The organism is Paenibacillus tengchongensis (assembly GCF_008973665.1).
Lineage (GTDB): Bacteria > Bacillota > Bacilli > Paenibacillales > Paenibacillaceae > Paenibacillus_AQ > Paenibacillus_AQ tengchongensis.
The window spans coordinates 210708-229123 of the sequence record NZ_WACP01000007.1; the positions used below are offsets into that span (position 1 = coordinate 210708).

At 55.7% G+C, this 18416-nt stretch carries 15 protein-coding genes; 8 read left to right on the top strand and 7 right to left on the bottom strand.

Features of this window, described 5'->3' with window-relative positions; genetic code table 11:
• Positions 1-12: 12 nt before the first annotated feature.
• Positions 13-867, bottom strand: coding sequence for a manganese catalase family protein (locus F1381_RS13870; RefSeq protein WP_151735447.1), 855 nt, complete (start codon positions 865-867; stop codon positions 13-15).
• A 167-nt stretch (positions 868-1034) separates the two neighbouring features.
• Between F1381_RS13870 and bcbE the strand changes: the two genes are divergently transcribed.
• A complete protein-coding gene (gene bcbE, locus F1381_RS13875; protein WP_151735448.1) occupies positions 1035-2327 on the top strand; it encodes a bacillibactin exporter BcbE in 1293 nt (430 codons plus the stop codon).
• Between the two features lie 71 nt (positions 2328-2398).
• Here the strand turns inward: bcbE and F1381_RS13880 are convergent, their stop codons facing one another.
• The 4 genes from F1381_RS13880 to F1381_RS13895 form a co-directional block, all read right to left on the bottom strand.
• The gene (locus F1381_RS13880) at positions 2399-4183 is read right to left on the bottom strand and encodes an alpha-glycosidase (protein WP_246188022.1); all 1785 of its coding nucleotides are present in this window, start codon (positions 4181-4183) and stop codon (positions 2399-2401) included.
• Between the two features lie 112 nt (positions 4184-4295).
• Positions 4296-5531: an MFS transporter gene (locus F1381_RS13885; RefSeq protein WP_151735449.1), complete on the bottom strand. Its 1236-nt coding sequence runs from the start codon at positions 5529-5531 to the stop codon at positions 4296-4298.
• A 38-nt stretch (positions 5532-5569) separates the two neighbouring features.
• The gene (locus F1381_RS13890; protein WP_151735450.1) at positions 5570-6598 is read right to left on the bottom strand and encodes an ROK family protein; all 1029 of its coding nucleotides are present in this window, start codon (positions 6596-6598) and stop codon (positions 5570-5572) included.
• Between the two features lie 237 nt (positions 6599-6835).
• A complete protein-coding gene (locus F1381_RS13895) occupies positions 6836-7378 on the bottom strand; it encodes an NADPH-dependent FMN reductase (protein ID WP_151735451.1) in 543 nt (180 codons plus the stop codon).
• A gap of 310 nt (positions 7379-7688) precedes the next feature.
• Here F1381_RS13895 and F1381_RS13900 point away from each other — a divergent pair, with 310 nt between their 5' ends.
• The 5 genes from F1381_RS13900 (at position 7689) to F1381_RS13920 (ending at position 12813) form a co-directional block, all read left to right on the top strand.
• Positions 7689-8627, top strand: a complete 939-nt coding sequence (locus F1381_RS13900; protein WP_151735452.1) for an aldo/keto reductase family protein — start codon at positions 7689-7691, stop codon at positions 8625-8627.
• 20 nt (positions 8628-8647) lie between these two features.
• Positions 8648-9670 carry an SDR family oxidoreductase gene (locus F1381_RS13905; RefSeq protein ID WP_151735453.1) on the top strand — a complete coding sequence of 341 codons (1023 nt, stop codon included), beginning with the start codon at positions 8648-8650 and terminating at the stop codon, positions 9668-9670.
• A 182-nt stretch (positions 9671-9852) separates the two neighbouring features.
• Complete coding sequence (locus tag F1381_RS13910) at positions 9853-10515, top strand: class I SAM-dependent methyltransferase (RefSeq protein ID WP_151735454.1); 663 nt, start codon at positions 9853-9855, stop codon at positions 10513-10515.
• A gap of 111 nt (positions 10516-10626) precedes the next feature.
• Complete coding sequence (locus F1381_RS13915; RefSeq protein WP_151735455.1) at positions 10627-11658, top strand: CapA family protein; 1032 nt, start codon at positions 10627-10629, stop codon at positions 11656-11658.
• Between the two features lie 267 nt (positions 11659-11925).
• The gene (locus tag F1381_RS13920) at positions 11926-12813 is read left to right on the top strand and encodes a GNAT family N-acetyltransferase (RefSeq protein ID WP_151735456.1); all 888 of its coding nucleotides are present in this window, start codon (positions 11926-11928) and stop codon (positions 12811-12813) included.
• Between the two features lie 83 nt (positions 12814-12896).
• On the opposite strand, the gene F1381_RS13925 is transcribed toward F1381_RS13920, so the two are convergent.
• On the bottom strand, positions 12897-13733 hold the full coding sequence (locus tag F1381_RS13925; RefSeq protein ID WP_151735457.1) for a carbohydrate ABC transporter permease: 837 nt from the start codon (positions 13731-13733) through the stop codon (positions 12897-12899).
• Positions 13733-14623 carry a carbohydrate ABC transporter permease gene (locus tag F1381_RS13930; protein WP_151735458.1) on the bottom strand — a complete coding sequence of 297 codons (891 nt, stop codon included), beginning with the start codon at positions 14621-14623 and terminating at the stop codon, positions 13733-13735. The genes F1381_RS13925 and F1381_RS13930 overlap by 1 nt, the downstream gene beginning before the upstream one ends.
• A 227-nt stretch (positions 14624-14850) precedes the next feature.
• Between F1381_RS13930 and F1381_RS13935 the strand changes: the two genes are divergently transcribed.
• Positions 14851-16692: a sensor histidine kinase gene (locus F1381_RS13935; RefSeq protein WP_246188023.1), complete on the top strand. Its 1842-nt coding sequence runs from the start codon at positions 14851-14853 to the stop codon at positions 16690-16692.
• Positions 16670-18316, top strand: a complete 1647-nt coding sequence (locus F1381_RS13940) for a response regulator (RefSeq protein WP_151735459.1) — start codon at positions 16670-16672, stop codon at positions 18314-18316. Before F1381_RS13935 ends, F1381_RS13940 begins: the two co-directional genes overlap by 23 nt.
• Positions 18317-18416: the final 100 nt, after the last annotated feature.

The following is an 18416-nucleotide window of genomic DNA, read 5'->3' on the forward strand; positions in this document are numbered from 1 at the left end:
GGAACCGTGAATCTACCGGTTCAGATCGCCGAGGCCCGGGGCGTGTTCGTTCGGCATTTCCGGCATCACCGGAGCAGGGAAGCCTGCCGGCGGCTCGGTCACCTGATATTCCCCTTTGTTGCGGCTCGGCGATGTGCCGTTCAGGATCTCCGCCATACGGTTAGGCTCCAGACTGAAGTTGAACTGCACATTATGGTAACCCATTTCCACATATTTCCGGCATTCCGGATATTTATTGAGGTCGTAATTCGGAATCGGGAAGATATTGCCCCAGTTGACCCCGAGCGTCTCCAGCGCCTTTGCGAAGGCGTTTTGGTGGGCATTGTCGCGCACGATCAGGAAGGCCAGCGTCTCGCGGAAGGTCTGGTTGGCGCTCATTTCATAAATCCGCGTTTTTTGCAATACGCCGGTTGATTCCAGCACGACATTGTTCAGCAGGTCGGCAACCAGATTGCCGTGGCTGTAGACATAGTTGCCCAGCCAGGGATTTCCCGCAGCGTCAACAGGCAGGGAAGCCTGGGCCCCGACGATGAAATGGTGGGGATTGGCATGCTTGACCGCTTCGTCGAGCGGTGCAGCATCGGAGCCTGCGTTGCCGGCGCCCTCTTCACCTGATCCGTTCAGCAGCTGATTAATGGTGTGCTGTACAAGATCAACGTGGGCGATCTCCTCCAGGAAGATGCCGCGCATCAGGTCGCGGAACTGGAGCTCCGGTCCGCGGAAATTGCTGCTTTGGAAGAAATACTGCATCATGGTGCGCATTTCGCCGTAATGGCCGCCGAGAATTTCCTGCAGCACCTTGGCCGCCGCCGGGTCCGGCTGGTCCACCACGATATTGTTAATTAAACCGTCTTTATAGAAATACATTGAACATCCTCCTGAATATACAGTTTGGGTAGCGCTCATAGTTTTGCCGGAACAAGCAGACTTATCCGCAAGGAAAGGGGATTTTCGGCGGGAAGCGCCGTAATGCATATTTCTTTCCCGGAACAGCCACACTAAGCAGCATGTAAAATAACAAAGGTGGTCAACTCATGAAGAGTCAAAAAGGGGCTTTGGCGGCGCTCGCCTCCATTCCGCTGATCATGACGCTCGGCAACTCCATGCTGCTGCCGGTTCTGCCGCAGATCTCCAAGGAGCTGGGAGTCGGAGCGTTTCAGGTCAGTATGATCATCACGGTGTACGGCCTAATCGCCATAGTCATGATTCCCATTGCCGGATATTTATCCGACCGCTTCGGCCGCAAGAAGGTTATTATCCCCAGTCTTGCGCTGGCCGCCGCCGGAGGCGCTGTTTGTGTGGCGGCAGCCTGGTTCATGGACGGCACCGCCGCCTACGGGGTTATTCTCGGCGGCCGCCTGCTGCAGGGGATCGGTGCGGCGGGGGCGTTTCCGATCGTTATCCCTTTTGTGGGCGATTTATTTAAGGATGAGAAAGAGGTTAGCAAAGGACTGGGAATTGTCGAAACCTGCAACACCTTCGGCAAGGTGCTTAGCCCGATTCTGGGCGCTTATCTGGGGCTGGTACTGTGGTATGCACCATTCATTGCCATCCCGGTACTGAGCCTGCTTGCGCTTGTTCTCGTAGCCATTCTGGTCAAGGAACCCGGAAAGCGCGGCAGCGGGGAGCCGCAGAAGCTGCGGCAGTTCCTGAAGGGCATCAAGGATATTCTCCATGAGCACGGCCGGTGGCTGTATGCGATTTTTGCGATCGGCGGCATTTGTATGTTCATAACGTTCGGGGTATTGTTCTATTTATCGGAGACATTGGAAGCCAAGTACGGCCTGCACGGCGCTTCCAAAGGATATGTACTTGCGATTCCGCTGGCCCTGTTGTGCCTTGCGTCCTTTATCGGCGGCAAAATCATCGGGCAGAAAAAGAACCGCATGAAATGGCTGGCGTTCCTGGGGATGGCTTTGCTGGCCGGAGCAATGGTGCTGACCATCTTCTCCAAGCAAATCGTCTATATGGTTAGCTTCCTGAGCCTTGGGGGAATCGGCATCGGCCTTGCTTTGCCCTGCATGGATGCCCTGATTACCGAGAGCCTTGAAAAAGAAAGCCGCGGCACGATTACCTCGCTGTACAGCAGTATGCGGTTTATCGGGGTGGCTCTCGGCCCGCCCGCCGTCTCGCTCCTGATGCGCACCGGACATTGGGTGCTCTTCGGAACAATGGCCGCTCTGGGCGTTGCCGGAGCGCTGCTGATCCTGTTCGCGGTGAAGCCCAGCAAGAGCGGGCAGGATCCAAGCAAACCGGAGAAGATGGAAAGGGAGAAGAAGGAGAAGTCCGTCACCATCAGAGCTGGGGTGCGGCAGCGGGCAAGATAGGCGAGGTTCCTTAACAATAACGGCTGCTTCCGTCTGTAGACGGGGCAGCCGTTTATTTATGTGGCGTACGCTCAGGATTTCTTCAATATCGTATAGCCGTATGGCTCCAGTTCAACCTGAATCAGGCCCTCTACCGGCTCTGCACGTTCACCGGAAAGCGCATTGTCCCACCGGCCCTCAAGCTCCAGAGACAGCTGCACCGGCTGGTCGGAAGGATTCATCCATACGGTTAAATGCTCCTCGTCATTAAACCGTTCGTACACGAACGCACGCTCGTCCTCCCGGGCCCGCAGGAACCCGAATTCACCTGTGCGGAGGGCTGAATGCTTGTGCCGGAGCTGAATCAGCTCCCGGTAGCTTTGCAGCAGGCCGCGGTCCTGCTTCTCTTCTTCCCAGATCATACACTTCCGGCAATCCGGATCGCCTTCGCCTTCAAGCCCCACCTCATCGCCGTAGAAAATGCACGGCGTTCCGGTAAAGGTGAAGAGGAAGGCCGCCGCAAGCTTCAGTTTCCGCTTGTCGCCGCCCAGCTGGGTCAGCAGGCGTGCCGTGTCATGGCTGGCGAGCAGATTGAACATGACCTCATTGGCCTGCTGCGGATAACGCATCAGCAGATGCCCGATATAAGCGGCGAATGTATCCGCACCCAGTGAGTCGTCCCGTAAATATTCAAGCAGCCGGTCGGACAACGGATAATTCATCACGGAATCAAACTGGTCGCCGTCCAGCCAGCGCAGGGAGTCTGTCCACACCTCGCCGATAATATAAGCTTCCGGATTGATCGCTTTGATCCGCTTGCGGAACTCCCGCCAGAAGGCGTGGTCAATCTCGTTGGCCACATCCAGCCGCCAGCCGTCCATGCCGAGTTCCTTCAGCCAGTATTCGGCAATATCCAGCAGGTACTCCCGGGTTTCGGGATTGGCGGTATTCAGCTTCGGCATTTGCGGGAAGAAGCCGAACGCATCATAATTGGGCCGGTCTTCTTTGACCTCCACCGGAAAGCTGTGGATATGGAACCAGCCGGCATACTTTGATTGCTCCCCGTGCTCGATAACATCCTTGAACTGCGGCGAGTTTGCCCCGATATGGTTGAATACGGCGTCCAGCACGACGCGAATACCCTTCGCATGGGCTTCCTGTACGAGCTGCTTCAGCAGCTCCAGATCGCCGAAATGGGGATCGACCTTCTTGTAATCCAGCGTATCGTATTTATGGTTGGTCGGCGCTTCAAAGATCGGGGTCAGATACAGCGCAGTGATTCCCAGATCGGCGAGATAACCGAGCTCGTTGATAATCCCCTGCAGATCCCCGCCGAAGAAGCTTTCCGTGTCCGGCGTTTCGCCCCATGCCGAAATGTCCTCCGGATCATTGTCAGGGTCGCCGTTGGCAAAGCGGTCCGGCATGATCTGATAGAAGACAGCCGATTTGGCCCATTCCGGGGGATCGAACATGTCGATGATATGAACATAAGGCTGGTCAAAAAAGCCGTTCGGCGCTTCGGGCTCTTCGGTATATACGCCGGTCTCGGTCAGCCAGACCGACTCCTGTCCGGCATGAAAGCGGAAAGCATAAGAAAACCGCCGGTTGTCGGGGGTAACACCGGCCTGCCAATAGTCAAAAAACCGGTCGCTGGCCACCTTGCGCATCGGATGCTCGTGATGAAAGGCCTCCCAGTCATACTTGTCGCCTGTAAGGGCAAAGGCCCGGTTCACGTCGCCTTTCTTGGTGCGGACGCGCAAATGGAAAACATCCTTGTCGTAAGAATAGGCCCATTTGCTGTGGGAGAGATGGTGCAGGCATTCGAGATGAATCTGCGTAGGATGATCGGGTTGAATCTTGCGCTGATTGGTTATCATAGCTGACCCTCCGCTTTGAATAGTATAGTGATTAGTTCCATTGTTGTCTGCGGCGGCGAAAATCATCCGCAAAATATAGTAAACCCTGCATTGGTGATATTAAACACTTTAACTAAATTAATTCATCGCGGCGGCGCAGATACCGGTAAAGAAAGCAGCCGCAGATCGCGCTGAGCAGTGCACACAATCCGATAAACGCGTATCCCGCCTGCAATCCGCGCAGCAGTCCGCTTGGGGAGGAGCCGCCGAAGGAACGCTTGACGCCTTCGATAATACCGCCGATGGCATAGTTGCCGATGACGCTGCCCAGCCCCATCAGCGTTACCGTGAAGGTGATGGCCGTATCGCTGCCATGCGGATAACGCTTGGCGATAAAGGCCATAACGGTCGGATAAATCATGGCGATGCCGATGCCTGCGGCGGCAAAGAAAAACGCGAGAGACTCTCCGCCCCAGATCGCAGCGAAGGTGCAGAGTGCTGAAAGGGCGGCGAAGATGATCAGCGACAGGGTAAACCCGATCCGGTCGGTTACCGGCCCCAGCAGCAGCCGGGCGAGCGCAAAGCAGAGGAAGAAGGCCGACAGCATGCCTGAAGCCTTCACGGGCTCCCATTCGTAGGCTTTCTCCAGAAAGTTGACCAGCCAGCCGCCGACGGCCAGCTCGGACACGACACCGAAGGAGAGGATGGCCACCATCATCCAGATGACAGGGTCGCGCAGCAGCACCTTGAACGGCAGGCGGTCTTCATGGGCCACCTCGTCGCCCGGGAAGGAACTGAACCAGGCCGACAGGATCGGCAGCAGGGACAGGGAGAGCATGACCAGGTACATGCCCCGCCAGTCGAGGACATGTCCGAAGAGGCTGACCGACATCAGGCCGGTAGCCATCAGGGGAGCCAGGGTGGAGCTGAAGCCATAAAAGAAATGCGACAGATTCATCATGGTTCCGGTATTCTTGACGAAGATTCGCGCGCCGAGGATCGCGAGTGCGATCTCGAGCATCCCGTTGCCGATATACATCAGGAAGTAGGAAGCGGTAAAGAAAGAGTAGGTGTGAGCAATATAGATCAGCACACCGGAAATCAGCATGGAGGCGAACGCCAGGATGCTGACGGCCTTGATCCCCCATTTGCGGACCAGAATGGCCGTGAAGGAGCAGGCGATCAGATACCCGAGGGCATTGAGCGAGAGCAGCGTTCCGAGCTGCTGTTCACTGAGCGCGAAGTCGAACTGGATCCGCGGAATAGCCGGGCCCTTAATATTCTCCGAAATCCCGAAGATGATAAAACCCAAAAATATGGTTGCGAGCTGAAGGGCATAAGTTTTGTTTAGTCTGCCTTGTTGTTTCAATGTCTGAACCCCCTGGTGAAGTTGAAAAATGGATAAATTTAGCGCCGCTCGATCAGCTGCAAATGGTAAGCAAGGCTTTCCAGCGTCATGGCGGTAAGCCCGGACAGGTATTCCGGCTGAATATCCTGCCTGAGGATGAGCTGCGGCATATGCTCGGCAGGAATCTCCCGGCGGCAGGCTTCCTCAAGAGTTTTCAGCAGGTGCTCGCGGAACAAATCGCCGGTGAGCACGATGGAGACCGGATTAATAATGGCAATGATGGAGATGAGTGTCTTTACGGCGATCTCCACAAAGCCGTCCCTGGTATGCATCAGCTGCAGCTGTTCGGCGCGTGACATCCCGAAGGGAAGATAGGACACCTCGCCGCCGAAGCGGGTGCTGCCGGCAAGAATGCGCCCCTCGACAATGAAACCCGCACCGGGAAAATGATTCCGTGGGAACGTAACAATGGCCAGCGTCTTCTCCTCGTCGTAATTTTGCAGGCGGTAGAAGCCGTAAATGGTCAGATTCATGTCATTTTCAATCGTGACTTTCAGCCCGTACTTGTCTTCGAGCCGGCCTCCGAGATCCATCCCGGACAGTGCCGGAACATCACAGATACCGATAACGCCGCCGCGCGCTACCCCCGGAATCCCGATGCCGACAGCCTGGATATCGGGATAATCTGCGATGTAACGCTCCAGCAGCGCCTCGATCGTTCCGGCATCAATTTCGGAATAAGTGAGCGTCTCTTCCATGACACTCTCGCCGAGCATATTGGCCAGCACTGCCGTGACAGCATGTATTCCGCCTTCCGTGCGCACGATCAGCAGCAGGACATAGGCATAACCGGCATTGTACTGATACTGCTTCGCCGGGCGCCCGCCGCTGAATTCGCCGGAATCGCTTTCAATGACCTCGCCCGTTTGCAGCAGCTCGTTGAGGATCGTGCTGCAGGTAGCCACGCTGAGCGTGGTCGTTCGGGCAATTGAAGCCTTGGTGGCGACCCCGAGTGACTTCAAGGTGTTTCGGACCAGCTCCACATTGATACGCTTGAGTTGAACCGTGTTATGTGTAACAGGCTGCATAATCCATCTCCTTAGTCAGTCTGGTTTATTCTGTTACTTTTAATAATACTTATAATAAGTATAAAATAGCGACCTTTCTGCCGGCTGTCAATGTCAAGTTTGCAGTGCCGGCAAAGGAACCGCTAAGCGGGGGAGCCCGGAGCTGATTCAGCCAAGATACCTGGACGCCAATCTTTCCGCTGATAGAACCAAAAAAGCCACTCCGCAGTGGAAGTGGCTCTTTAATAAATCGCTTTATTACTGCCGCAGCGTCTTCAGCGCTCCGCTCCAGGCCAGGACCTGATCCAGCATAGCGTTGACGTTGGCTTTATGCAGGTCGGCCGGCTTGAAGACCGTGCCGTTCTCGAAATCGGTGAACAGGGACAGCAGCGGGTGCACCCGTACATCGGCTACCTGCAGCTCGCCGAGAATACCGCGCAGATGCTCTGCGGCACGCACTCCGCCGCCGGATCCGTAGCTCACAATACCAGCCGCTTTATTGTTCCACTCGTCGCGCGCCGAATCCAGTGCATTCTTCAATGCACCGCTCAGGCTGTGGTTGTACTCTTGAACGATAAACACAAAGCCGTCCAGTGTGGCCAGCTTCTCCGCCCAGGCTTTGGCCGGTGCGATGTCATCGCTCTCGCCAAGCAGCGGCAGCTTGAAGTCGGCGATGTCGACAATCTCATAGTTCGCGTCTCCGCGTTCCTCGGCGATTCCTTTGACCCATTCTCCGACCTGCGGGCTGACCCGGCCCTGACGGGTGCTTCCCAGAATAATTCCGATGTTTAATTTGCTCATTTCGATTACCTCCCGAAAATAGGATTATTGTGGCTGTCAGTTCATTTCCTCTTGATGAAACTTATTATAGCATATTACTTTTATAAAGCAAGTGTAAATTTGAAACTATCATCTCTCTGTAAACCAGCTTTTTAGTAGAACGTAATTGCTTTAGGGCCGGCTGTGATTGGACCCGCTGCAGTTATGGTTTACCCGCGGGCTCAGGATTATGCTATAAATGGATAGAAATGTTGGGCAATCTGGACTAGAATAGAAGAGCATGAACCAGCGGTTCCCCGGGAACCGGAGATATTGGAGAGGAGAGTGTCAAATGAAATACCGCAAATTGGGTGGAACCGGGCTTAAGGTCAGCGAAATCAGCCTGGGCAGTTGGTTGACGTACGGGGGCTACGTGGAGCGGGAGAATGCCGTCAAAGCCATTGAAACCGCTTACGGACTGGGCATCAATTTCTTTGATACTGCCAATGTGTACGAACGCGGAGCGGCGGAGAAGCTGCTGGGCGAGACGCTGCGCGGCTTCCCCCGCGATTCCTATGTGCTTGCCACTAAGGTATACGGCGTTATGGGCGAAGGACCGAATGACCGCGGGTTATCCCGCAAGCATATTACCGAGCAATGCCATGCCAGCCTCAAGCGGCTGGGGGCGGACTATGTGGATCTCTATTACTGCCACCGTTTCGATCCGGATACGCCGCTGGAAGAAACGCTGCGCGCGCTGGACGATCTCGTCCGCCAGGGAAAGGTGCTGTACGTCGGTGTGAGCGAATGGACGGCGGCACAGATGACGGAGGCGCTGGCAGTAGCCGACCGCTATCTGCTCGACCGCATCGTTGTTAACCAGCCGATCTACAATATGTTTAACCGTTATATTGAGAAGGAGATTATTCCGCTCGGACAGCGCTCAGGCATCGGACAAGTGGTGTTCTCTCCGCTGGCCCAGGGCCTGCTGACCGGCAAATACAGCTCGGTGGGCGACCTTCCGCCCGACAGCCGTGCCGCCAAGCTGGAAGGGATGCGCAAGAATATTACGGAGGAGAAGCTGACGAAGGTACAGGAGCTGGCTGCCGTTGCCGGAGAACTGGACATTTCGGTCGGTAATCTGGCCCTGGCCTGGGTACTGCGCCAGGAGAACGTAGCGAGCGCGCTGGTCGGCGCAAGCCGGCCGGGGCAGGTGGAGGAGAATGTGCGGGCTTCGGGCATTGTGCTTCCGGAGGATGTTCTGACCCGTATTGACGCGATACTCGGCTGAAGAGAGAGGAGCAGATACAGATGAAGGTATTGTTTATCGGAGGAACGGGACTGATAAGCGAAGCGGTGTCCAAGCTGGCGGTCCGGCGCGGCATCGAGCTGTATCTGTTCAACCGCGGAGAACGCAGCGAGCATGTGCCGCATGGGGCGCAGGTGATCCAGGGAGATATCCGTGACAGCGCCGGGGCGGCTGAAGCGCTGAAGGGGCATGAATTTGATGTCGTGGTGGACTGGATCGCGTTTACTCCCCAGCATGTGCAGCTGGATATTGAGCTGTTTGCCGGCAAGACCAAGCAGTATATTTTCATCAGTTCCGCTTCCGCTTATCAGAAGCCGCTGAAGCATTACCGGATTACCGAGGAGACGCCGCTCGCTAATCCGTACTGGCAGTATTCACGCGACAAAATCGCCTGCGAGCAGCTGCTGCTTGAGGTGCACCGCAACAGCGGTTTTCCGGTGACGATTGTCCGCCCGTCGCATACCTACGGCAACACCGCCATTCCGGCGGCGCTGACCAGCTGGCAGCATCCGTGGTCGCTGATCGAGCGCATCCGCAAGGGCCAGCCGCTGGTCATTCACGGAGACGGCACCTCGCTGTGGACGCTGACCCACAATACCGACTTCGCCAAAGGCTTCGTCGGCCTGCTCGGCCATCCGGACACGATCGGCGAGGCGGTTCATATCACTTCCGACGAGTCGCTGAGCTGGAATCAAATTTATGCCGCTATCGGCGAGGCGGCGGGCCGGGAGCCGAAGGTGGTGCATATGTCCACCGACTTCATCGCGGCCCATACACCCGCAGGAACGGCGGACGGGCTGATCGGGGACCAGGCGGTCAGCGCCGTGTTCGACAACAGCAAGCTCAAGCGGCTGGTGCCGGATTACGAGGCGGTTGTGCCGTTTGCCGAGGGAATCAAGCAGTCGGTGCTGTGGTTCGAGAACCATCCGCAGCTGCGTACGGCCGACCCGGCCTGGTCCGCCATGCTGGATGCGCTGATCAGCAAGCATGGGGTGGATGCCAAGCTGCTGTCTTATTATGTATAGGATAAGCTTGCCCGGAGCATAGAAGGGTATGGGGAAGACGGCGGTCCGCTGCAGGACGGCCGTCTTTTTGCTGATCAGGGGAAAGGCACCACGCGCCGTACGGGCTGCAAGCATTAGACATGAATCAAGGTTTCCTGAATATACTCTCACTACCGAAATACCTTGACAAAGGAGTCCTGGCCATGCCGACACACCCGTATGTCTCGCGTTTTTTTGTTACGGACGATGCCCGCCGCGACAAGCTGGTCTTTGATCTGCCGGAATCCTGGTGGAGCAGGCCCTATGAATATGCCTGGTGCACCAACTTTGTTTCGCCCCATGATGCCGTGCTCGATGCCGCCTGCGGCATCTCCCATCCGCTCAAGTTCTATCTCGCAGGCTTCTCCAGCGAGGTATACGCCTGTGATCTCGATGCCCGGATATTATCCTGGGACGCTGTGCTCCAGGAGATTGCCGACGATATCGGCCTGGAAGCGGCCGCCCGGGTAAAGGCAAGGCAGCGCGACCGCCTGCATCTGGCTCAGGCTGATCTTACGGAGCTGCCTTATGCCGATGAGAGCTTTGACACTATATTCTGCATCTCGGTGCTGGAGCATCTCACTCCTGCCGATGCTGTGCTGGCCGTGCGGGAGTTTCACCGGACCTTGAACGACGAAGGGCTGCTTGTACTGACCTTTGACTATCCTACGGTCAATCTGGAGCAGATGAACGGCGTACTGCTGCAGGCCGGCTTTCAGTACTGGGGTGAGACGGATTTCACGCTGCCGGAGAATGCCGTGCGCACGGAGGACTGGGGAGGACTTCATTGCTTCCGCGCTGTCTTGAAGAAAGCCCCGCGGATATAACCTGCAAAGGTACGAAATAACAATGCGGCAATATGCAGGACTTTATGCCCTTCATCCTGAATTTGTCCTCTATTATAGTAGAGAAAAACAATATAAAGGGGAACGCGTACTTTGCGTAAAGGGGTTATCCTACTGATTCTCATTCTGTTGCTTGCTCCGGCACCGGGCGCATCCGGCGCCAAAGCGCCCGGTGTGCAGGAAGACATTACGCTGGCCTTCGCCGGCGACATTCTGCTGGACGGCTTTGTCGGTGAGCAGATCGCCAGATACGGGGTGAAATTTCCGTTTCTGAAAGTGGCTCCCGCCTTGCAGCAGGTGGATCTGGCTTTCGCCAATCTGGAGACGCCGGTCTCCACCAAAGGCAAGCCCGCAGACAAAAGCTTTGTCTTCCGCTCCCGGCCGGCCACGCTTGCAGGGCTGGTGTACGCCGGCATTGACGGGGTGACGCTGGCCAACAATCATATTCTAGACTACGGGCCGGAGGCTATGCTCGACACCTTGAGTTACCTGGATCAATACAAGCTCGGCTATACGGGGGCGGGTCAGAACCGCGAAGCGGCTTTCACGCCCTACACTAAAGAGATCAAGGGCAAGAGAGTTGCCGTGCTCGGCGCCAGCCGCGTGCTGTCCGGCCCCTCCTGGCATGCCGGAGCGAAGAGTCCGGGTGCGGCGTCCGCCTATTCGCCGGAACCGCTGCTTAGTGCAATCCGCAAATCGGCCACAGACAATGACTACACCATTGTTTACATGCACTGGAATGAGGAATTTCAGGATCATCCCCTGAAGGAATCGCGGACGCTGGCCAAGCAGATGATTGACAGCGGAGCGGATATCATTCTCGGGGCGCACAGCCACACGCTGATGGGGATCGAATATTATAAGCATAAGCCGATTTATTATTCGCTCGGCAACTTTGTGTTCAACCGTTCCACCCGAGGCGGCGAGAAGACCGTGCACTCCATGCTCCTGCGCTTCAAGATCAGCGGAGACAAGCTGACCGCGAAGATTACGCCGGTCAAGATCACCGGCGGGCAGCCGAACCTGATGGGGACGGCGTACAATAAAGAAACGTTCGCCCTGCTGAACCGCCTGTCCTACAATGCCAAGGTCGGGGCTGACGGCACGGTGTCGGAGAAGCTGTAGCGCTCAGACGAGCAATGAAGGCCAAGGGAGATAGACCTGGTAGCGGCTGGTCCGCATAACACATGAATTGAAGGGACCCGTGTCCGGGAATACCGGAATGGGTTCCTTCTTATGTTCGGGCTGCGTAGCACCTGCTGCACGCCTGGCAGTTAGCGGTAAAAAACGCGTATAACGGTACAATACCGGGAAGGGGCAGGATCACTTGTGCTAATCTATATCCATACCCGTAAGCCACATTAACACATCCGAACAGAAAGGGTCAGTCCCATGATGATATGCAGCACAGAATATAAAGATAAAGCGGCTTACCGGACAAGCTTCAACAAGCTTGCCGGTATGGTCTTCGGTCTTGATTTTGAAGAGTGGTATCAAAGAGGCTGCTGGGATGAGCGCTATATCTGCCATTCCATCGCCGAAGGCGGAGAGATTATCGCCAATGTATCTGCGAGCAAGCTGGATCTTGTCGTCAGCGGACAGACCCGCCGCGCCGTCCAGATCGGCACGGTGATGACCCACCCGGATCACCGGGGACAAGGCTATGCCGCCTGTCTCATGCAGCAGGTGCTGGACACCTATGCCGATACCTGTGATTTCGTCTACTTGTTTGCCAACCGCAGTGTGCTGGATTTCTATCCCCGGTTCGGATTCAGCCCGGTGAAGACTACCGAATATGAGATGGAAGCGCCGGCGGAGACGGGCCGGAGTGTTATTTCCGCGAAGCCGGACAAGCTGGATATTACTTCAGCGTCGGGCTTCGGCTTGCTTCAGCAGATGCTGGCAGTAAGCCGGCCCGTCTCGGACAGACTGGGTGTAGTGAACAATACCGGATTATTCGCTTTTTATGCCATGAGCGTTTTTCCCGGATCGCTTTATTACTGGGCGGAGCAGGAGACGGTTGTCGTGGCCGGACATGAAGGGGAGACACTTCATCTATATGATGTCGTGAGCCCGGCACCGGTCCGGCTGGAGAAGCTGCTGCCCGCCCTGTGTACCGGCGGGACGAAGAAGATCCGTTTTCACTTTACCCCCGACTCGCTGCTGGACCGTGCATATCCGGTTGAGTCCGGGGATGCCGGTGAAGTCTTGTTCGCAAGACCCGGCCGGGAGCTGGACGCCATTGCGCCAGTCTGCTATCCGAAGCTGGCACAGGCCTAAATGCCGGAAGCCCGCCGGCTACATAACAAGGGATGCTCCGCCAAGCCTGAAACCTTGGGCTTGGCGGAGCATCCCTATTTGTGTTAGCCTTTGACGGCGCCGGCGACAACGCCCTTGACGATATATTTCTGCAGGAAGATGAAGACGACGATCGACGGCAGCACAGCCATTACCATGGCGGTCATTGCATATTGCCAGTCGGAGGTATACTGTCCGACGAAGGTATAAGCGGCGAGCGTCAGCGTCTTGGTCGTCGGCGAACCGTTAACCATCAGCAGCGGGAGCAGGAAGTCGTTCCAGATCCACATCACGTCGATGATGACGATCGTCGTTGTGACCGATTTCAGCAGCGGGAAGATGACGCTGAAGAAGAGTCGGAACCCGGAAGCGCCGTCAATTGTGGCGCTTTCGTCGATTTCCAGCGGGATGCCCTTGACGAAGCCGTGATAGATGAAGACGGCCAGCGGGGCGCCGAAGCCCCAGTACAGCAGGCCGAGGCCCCAGGTGCTTTCCGACAGGTTCAGATTCTTGGCCGTCTGCAGCACGGTCAGCATGATCGACTGGAACGGAATCAGCATCGGCATAATGCAGATGAAGTAGATAATTCCGCTGAACCGCGATTTGGTCCGCGCCAGCTTATAAGCGGCGATGGAGGAGACCAGGATGATCCCCAGCAGGCCCAGGCCGGTGATGATGAAGTTGTTCAGGAACAGGCGCGGGTAGTTGATGAAATTCCACACATAGGAATAGTTGCTGAATTGAAGCTTTTGCGGGAGAGCGATGACGTCGGTCATGACCTCGCCGAAGCTTTTGAACGAATTGATAACGGTCAGGAACAGCGGATACAGGAACAGGAGCGACAGAAGCACGAGTACGACTTCGAGAACAATCCGGCCTGCCTTGTTGTTGGTATTTGTCATTATGCCTCAACCTCTCTTCGCTTAAAGAACGTAAGCTGGATGACCGTGACGATCAGGACGGCGACGAACAGAATGAGCGCTTTGGCCGTACCGTAGCCGTACAGGTTGTTCTGGAAGGTGTCGCGGTAAATATCGTAGGCAATACTGTAAGTAGTTCCGCCCGGACCGCCGCCGGTCAGCGACAGGATCACGTCGAACACCTTGATCGAGTTGGTCAGCGCCATGAATACCGAGATCGTAATGGATGGTGCGAGCAGCGGCAGGGTGATACTGAAGAAGCGGCGGATGGCGCCTGCCCCGTCTACCGTAGCGGCCTCCTTCAGATCATCCGGTACGGATTGCAGACCGGCGATATAGATGACCAGGTAGAACCCGATAGACTGCCAGATTGAAACGCCCAGAATCGAGATGAAGGCGAGTCCCGGCGTACCCAGCCAGCTGAGATCGAAGATCCCCCAGCCTGTGCTTTCGCCCAAAGAGTTGAAGCCCTGCATGAAGATGAACTTCCAGATGAAGCCGACAATGACCAAGCTGAGAATGTAAGGAATGAAGAACGCCGCTCTCAGCCAGTTGGTCGTCTTCAGCTTCATATCGAGCAGAACAGCCAGCAGTATGGCCAGTACGTTGACGATAATGATATACAGAACCGCATATTTGATCGTAAACCAGGCGGAGCTGGAGAAGGCCGCGTCACCCGTAAAAATCTGCTTGAAATTGTCCAGCCCGACAAACGTCGGATGCTTGGAAATCCCGTTCCATTTGGTCATGGAATAACGGATGGTCATGGCAAAGGGAATGTAAAATGCCACTGCGACACAGATCAGGACCGGGAGGGTGAATAACCCGAATTCTGTTTTGTCGCGCCATTTTCTGCCGAGTGATTTGAACATGGTTGCACCTCTTCTTGGTTTGTAGGGTGGAATTGTGGCCCTGCTTGCCACACATAACCATTCCGGTTAGTCTATATTGTGTATTATAGAGCAGGCCCCTATACTCAAAAATGGATTTAAGAGTACAGTTAGGGGTAAAAAGGTGAACTGAAAAAAGCGTTATCATTATTCCCGGAAGGAAGGGGCGGCTGGACATCAAAACAACATTACGGGGAATCTTCGAGTCCTTGCGGGAGCGGATTACGCGCCGCCTGGCCAACAAGCTGATTCTGCTCTTCACGACGATCATCATCCTGGTGGTGGCTTCGCTGACCCTTATTTCGTACAGCATGCTGCGCAAGGAATCGGTAAACGCCAGCATCGCCAGCACAAGCAACAATCTGCTGCTGGTCGGGCGCAATCTGGAAAGCTATCTCGCGGGGATTGAGCAGCTGTCGCTGCCGCAAATCTCTTATGATGAGATCACTTACGCCATCATGCATGAATCAGAGAATTACGCCTCCAAAATGTATGTGGAAGATTATCTGCGCAATCTGTATTTCTCCAGGGACGACGATCTGGAAGCGGCTTATCTCTACATCATCAAAGAGCATAAATACTATGTGGTGACCAAGGAAAACTACAATATCACGGTCCGGGTCATCGAGCATCCCTCCATTGAACAGCTGTCGTGGTATCAGAATGCACTGCAAAGTCCCTTTAACCGGTCTTATCAATCCTTGCTCGGCGGTGCGGATGCACTGGAGGAGGGGGATTATACCACCCGGACCGACCGCAGCTTTATGGGGTATCACCGGCTGCTGCGCTCGATTGTCTCCCGGGAACCGCAGGCTGTGCTGTCCCTGTATTTCAACTCTTCCCGGGCGGATGAGATTATGAAGGATATTCCGCTTGGCGAAGGGGAGCATCTGATGGTGCTGGGACCGGACAATGAGCCGTTTATGGCGGATGACGGGGAGTTCTACAGCGGCAGCGCAGCCGCGGGGCTATTAAAGCTGCTTACACCGGACAATAAAGGGCAGGTTACCTGGCCATATGCCGCAGAGAAGTATCTGGTCAGCTACAACATCGGCCAGAAAGAGGGCTGGAAGCTCGTCAAGCCTATTCCTTATAAGGAAATCTACGCGGCGGCCACCACCACGCGCAAGCTGAGCATTACGATTGGGGTACTGTTTCTGATTGTATCCGTTGTGCTGGTGAGTCTGATCTCCAATAAAATCACCCATCCGCTGAAGAATCTGTCGCTTCAGATGAAGCGCTTCAGCTCGGGCAGCTTCGATGCGGAGACGGCTGTGGAAGGCAATGACGAAATCGCCTATCTCTCCCGTCATTTCAACAAGATGGTCGAGCGGACCAATGAGCTGATCAATGAGCGCTATAAGATGAAAATTGTCGAGAAAAATGCGGTGCTCAAGGCGCTGGAAGCGGAGATCAATCCGCATTTTCTCTATAATGCGCTGCAGGCGATTTCCACCAAGGCGCTGAAGAACAAGAATGACGATATTGTCGAGATGGTCGATAATCTGGCCTTGACGTTGAGATACTGCATCAGCGGCCGCGATGTGGTAGAGGCCCGGGAGGAGCTGCGGCATATCGAACGTTATCTTGCCCTGCAGCAGGCCCGGTTCGGCTCCAGAATGCAGGTGTTTACCGGCTGGGAGGAGGAGCTGCTTCCCCTCAAGATTCCGAAGCTGTCGCTGCAGACGCTGGTGGAGAATTGCATCAAGCATGCGCTGGAGAAGGTATCAACTACGGTGACCATCCGCATCGAAGCGCGTTCGACGGATACGCACAATATTATATCCGTCCATGACGACGGCCCGGGAATATCCGAGCGGCGGCTGGAGGAGGTCCTGGATTCTTTGCAGCAGGAGTGGGATCATCCCGGCGAAGGGTCTGAAGACGGAGGGGGCGAGAGCATCGGGCTGAAAAATCTGCAGATGCGCCTAAAGCTGCTGTACGGAGAGGAAGCGGGGCTGGTCATCGGCAGCGATGAACATGGCACCGTGATGGAAATGCATATACCGCAGGGAGGTTCGGGACAACATGGCGAAAGTACTGATTATTGACGACGAAGAACCGCTGCGCGAGGCGATTCATATTCTGGGGGACTGGGAGGACCTCGGGGTGACCGAGGTGCTGGAGGCGAAGGATGGCAGGTCCGGCCTGGCCATGCTGCGGGAGCACCGGATTGACATTGCGCTGGTCGATATGAAAATGCCGGAGCTTAGCGGCCCGGAGCTGCTGCATATCGCCCAGCACGAGTTCCCTGAGCTGCTGCTGATTGTCATCAGCGGCTATGAGGATTTCCGGTATACGCAGCAGGCGATCCGCTCCAAAGCGGTCGATTACCTGCTGAAGCCGGTCAACCGCGCTGATCTGAACGGCGCCCTGCGCAAGGCGGTCGATATGCTGGCGGCGAGGCGGCAGCGCGAGAACGAGTTCATTAACCGCAACATTACGCTGAATATGTCACTGCCGAAGCTCAAGGAGAAGCTGTACCTGTCCATCCTGGAACGCAGCTTCAAGAGCCATTCCCATGAAGCGTCGCTACCCCTGATCGGGGCCGGCGTTCCCGGCAATGTATTCGCCGCAGGCATCCTGCGGCTGCTGAATCTGGAGCAGGTGCGCAGCGCCCGGTTTCACGGAGACCGCGAGCTGATGCGGTTTGCGGTGACCAATGTGCTGAACGAGAACAGCATTCAGGACTTTGAAGCCTTCAGCTTCGCCGATCCCAAGGAGGAGCGGGAGGTAGTGGCAATCTTTACGCTGCAGGGAAGCTACGGCGAAGAGACGGCCTACCATTCCATGCATCATCTCCGCAAGGCGGTGTCCATGCTGAAGGAGCTGTTCGGCATTGTCTGTGTGGGCGGAATCGGCCAGCCCTGCCGGGAGGTCCCGGAACTTGCCCATTCCTATGAGGAAGCCAAGGCCGCGCTGGACCGCATTGATCTGCTGCAGCTGAAGCCGAACACCGTTGCCGGCAGCAATGACGCCCGGCCGGCGCTGTCCGAGCGGCCTTCGCTGACCGGCAAGATGCCGCTTCTGCGCAATTTTCTGGAGAGCGGCAATTTCGCTCAGGCCAAGAACGTGCTTAATGAAGTGATACATGGATGGCAGACGGCGGGCTATTTCAATCTCGGTGATGCCGACCGGACGATTCAGGAGTTTATCATTCTGCTGAACGATGCCGCCCTGGAGCTGGGAGCGGCGCCGGAAGCGCTGCGGGACGGGAAGCACAGGCAGCTGAGCGGGCTCGGCATCAGCGGCGATTATACCTCCTTCGGTGAATTTGCAGCGGTGCTCGGGCAAATTCTGAGCGTCTATGCCGCAGAAATCGGCCGTTCACTCGGCGGCGACCGGGGCAGTGTGCTGGAAAATATTAAAGCATACATTGATAACCATTATTTCGAGAATATTAAAATATCGATGTTCACGGATAAATACTTCCTGAGCAGAGAATACTTGATGAAGCTGTTCAAAGGGCAATACGGCTATGGCATTCATGAGTATGTGCAGAAGGTAAGAATGGACAAGGCCAAAGAGCTGCTGTCCGATCCGGGCCTGAAGATCCAGGATATATCCGAGATGCTGGGATACCGGGACAAGAACTATTTCAGCAAGGCGTTCCGGAATTACTATGACTGTTCGCCGTCGGAATTCCGGATGATGCCGCCGGAGGTTAAAAAGTGAAACGGTTACATTAGCCCACTTTTTTACCCTCATCTCTTCACTTATGTACATTCTTATCCTTTTTCTTTTTATTTAGAATAACACCAAGACCACAAGATGC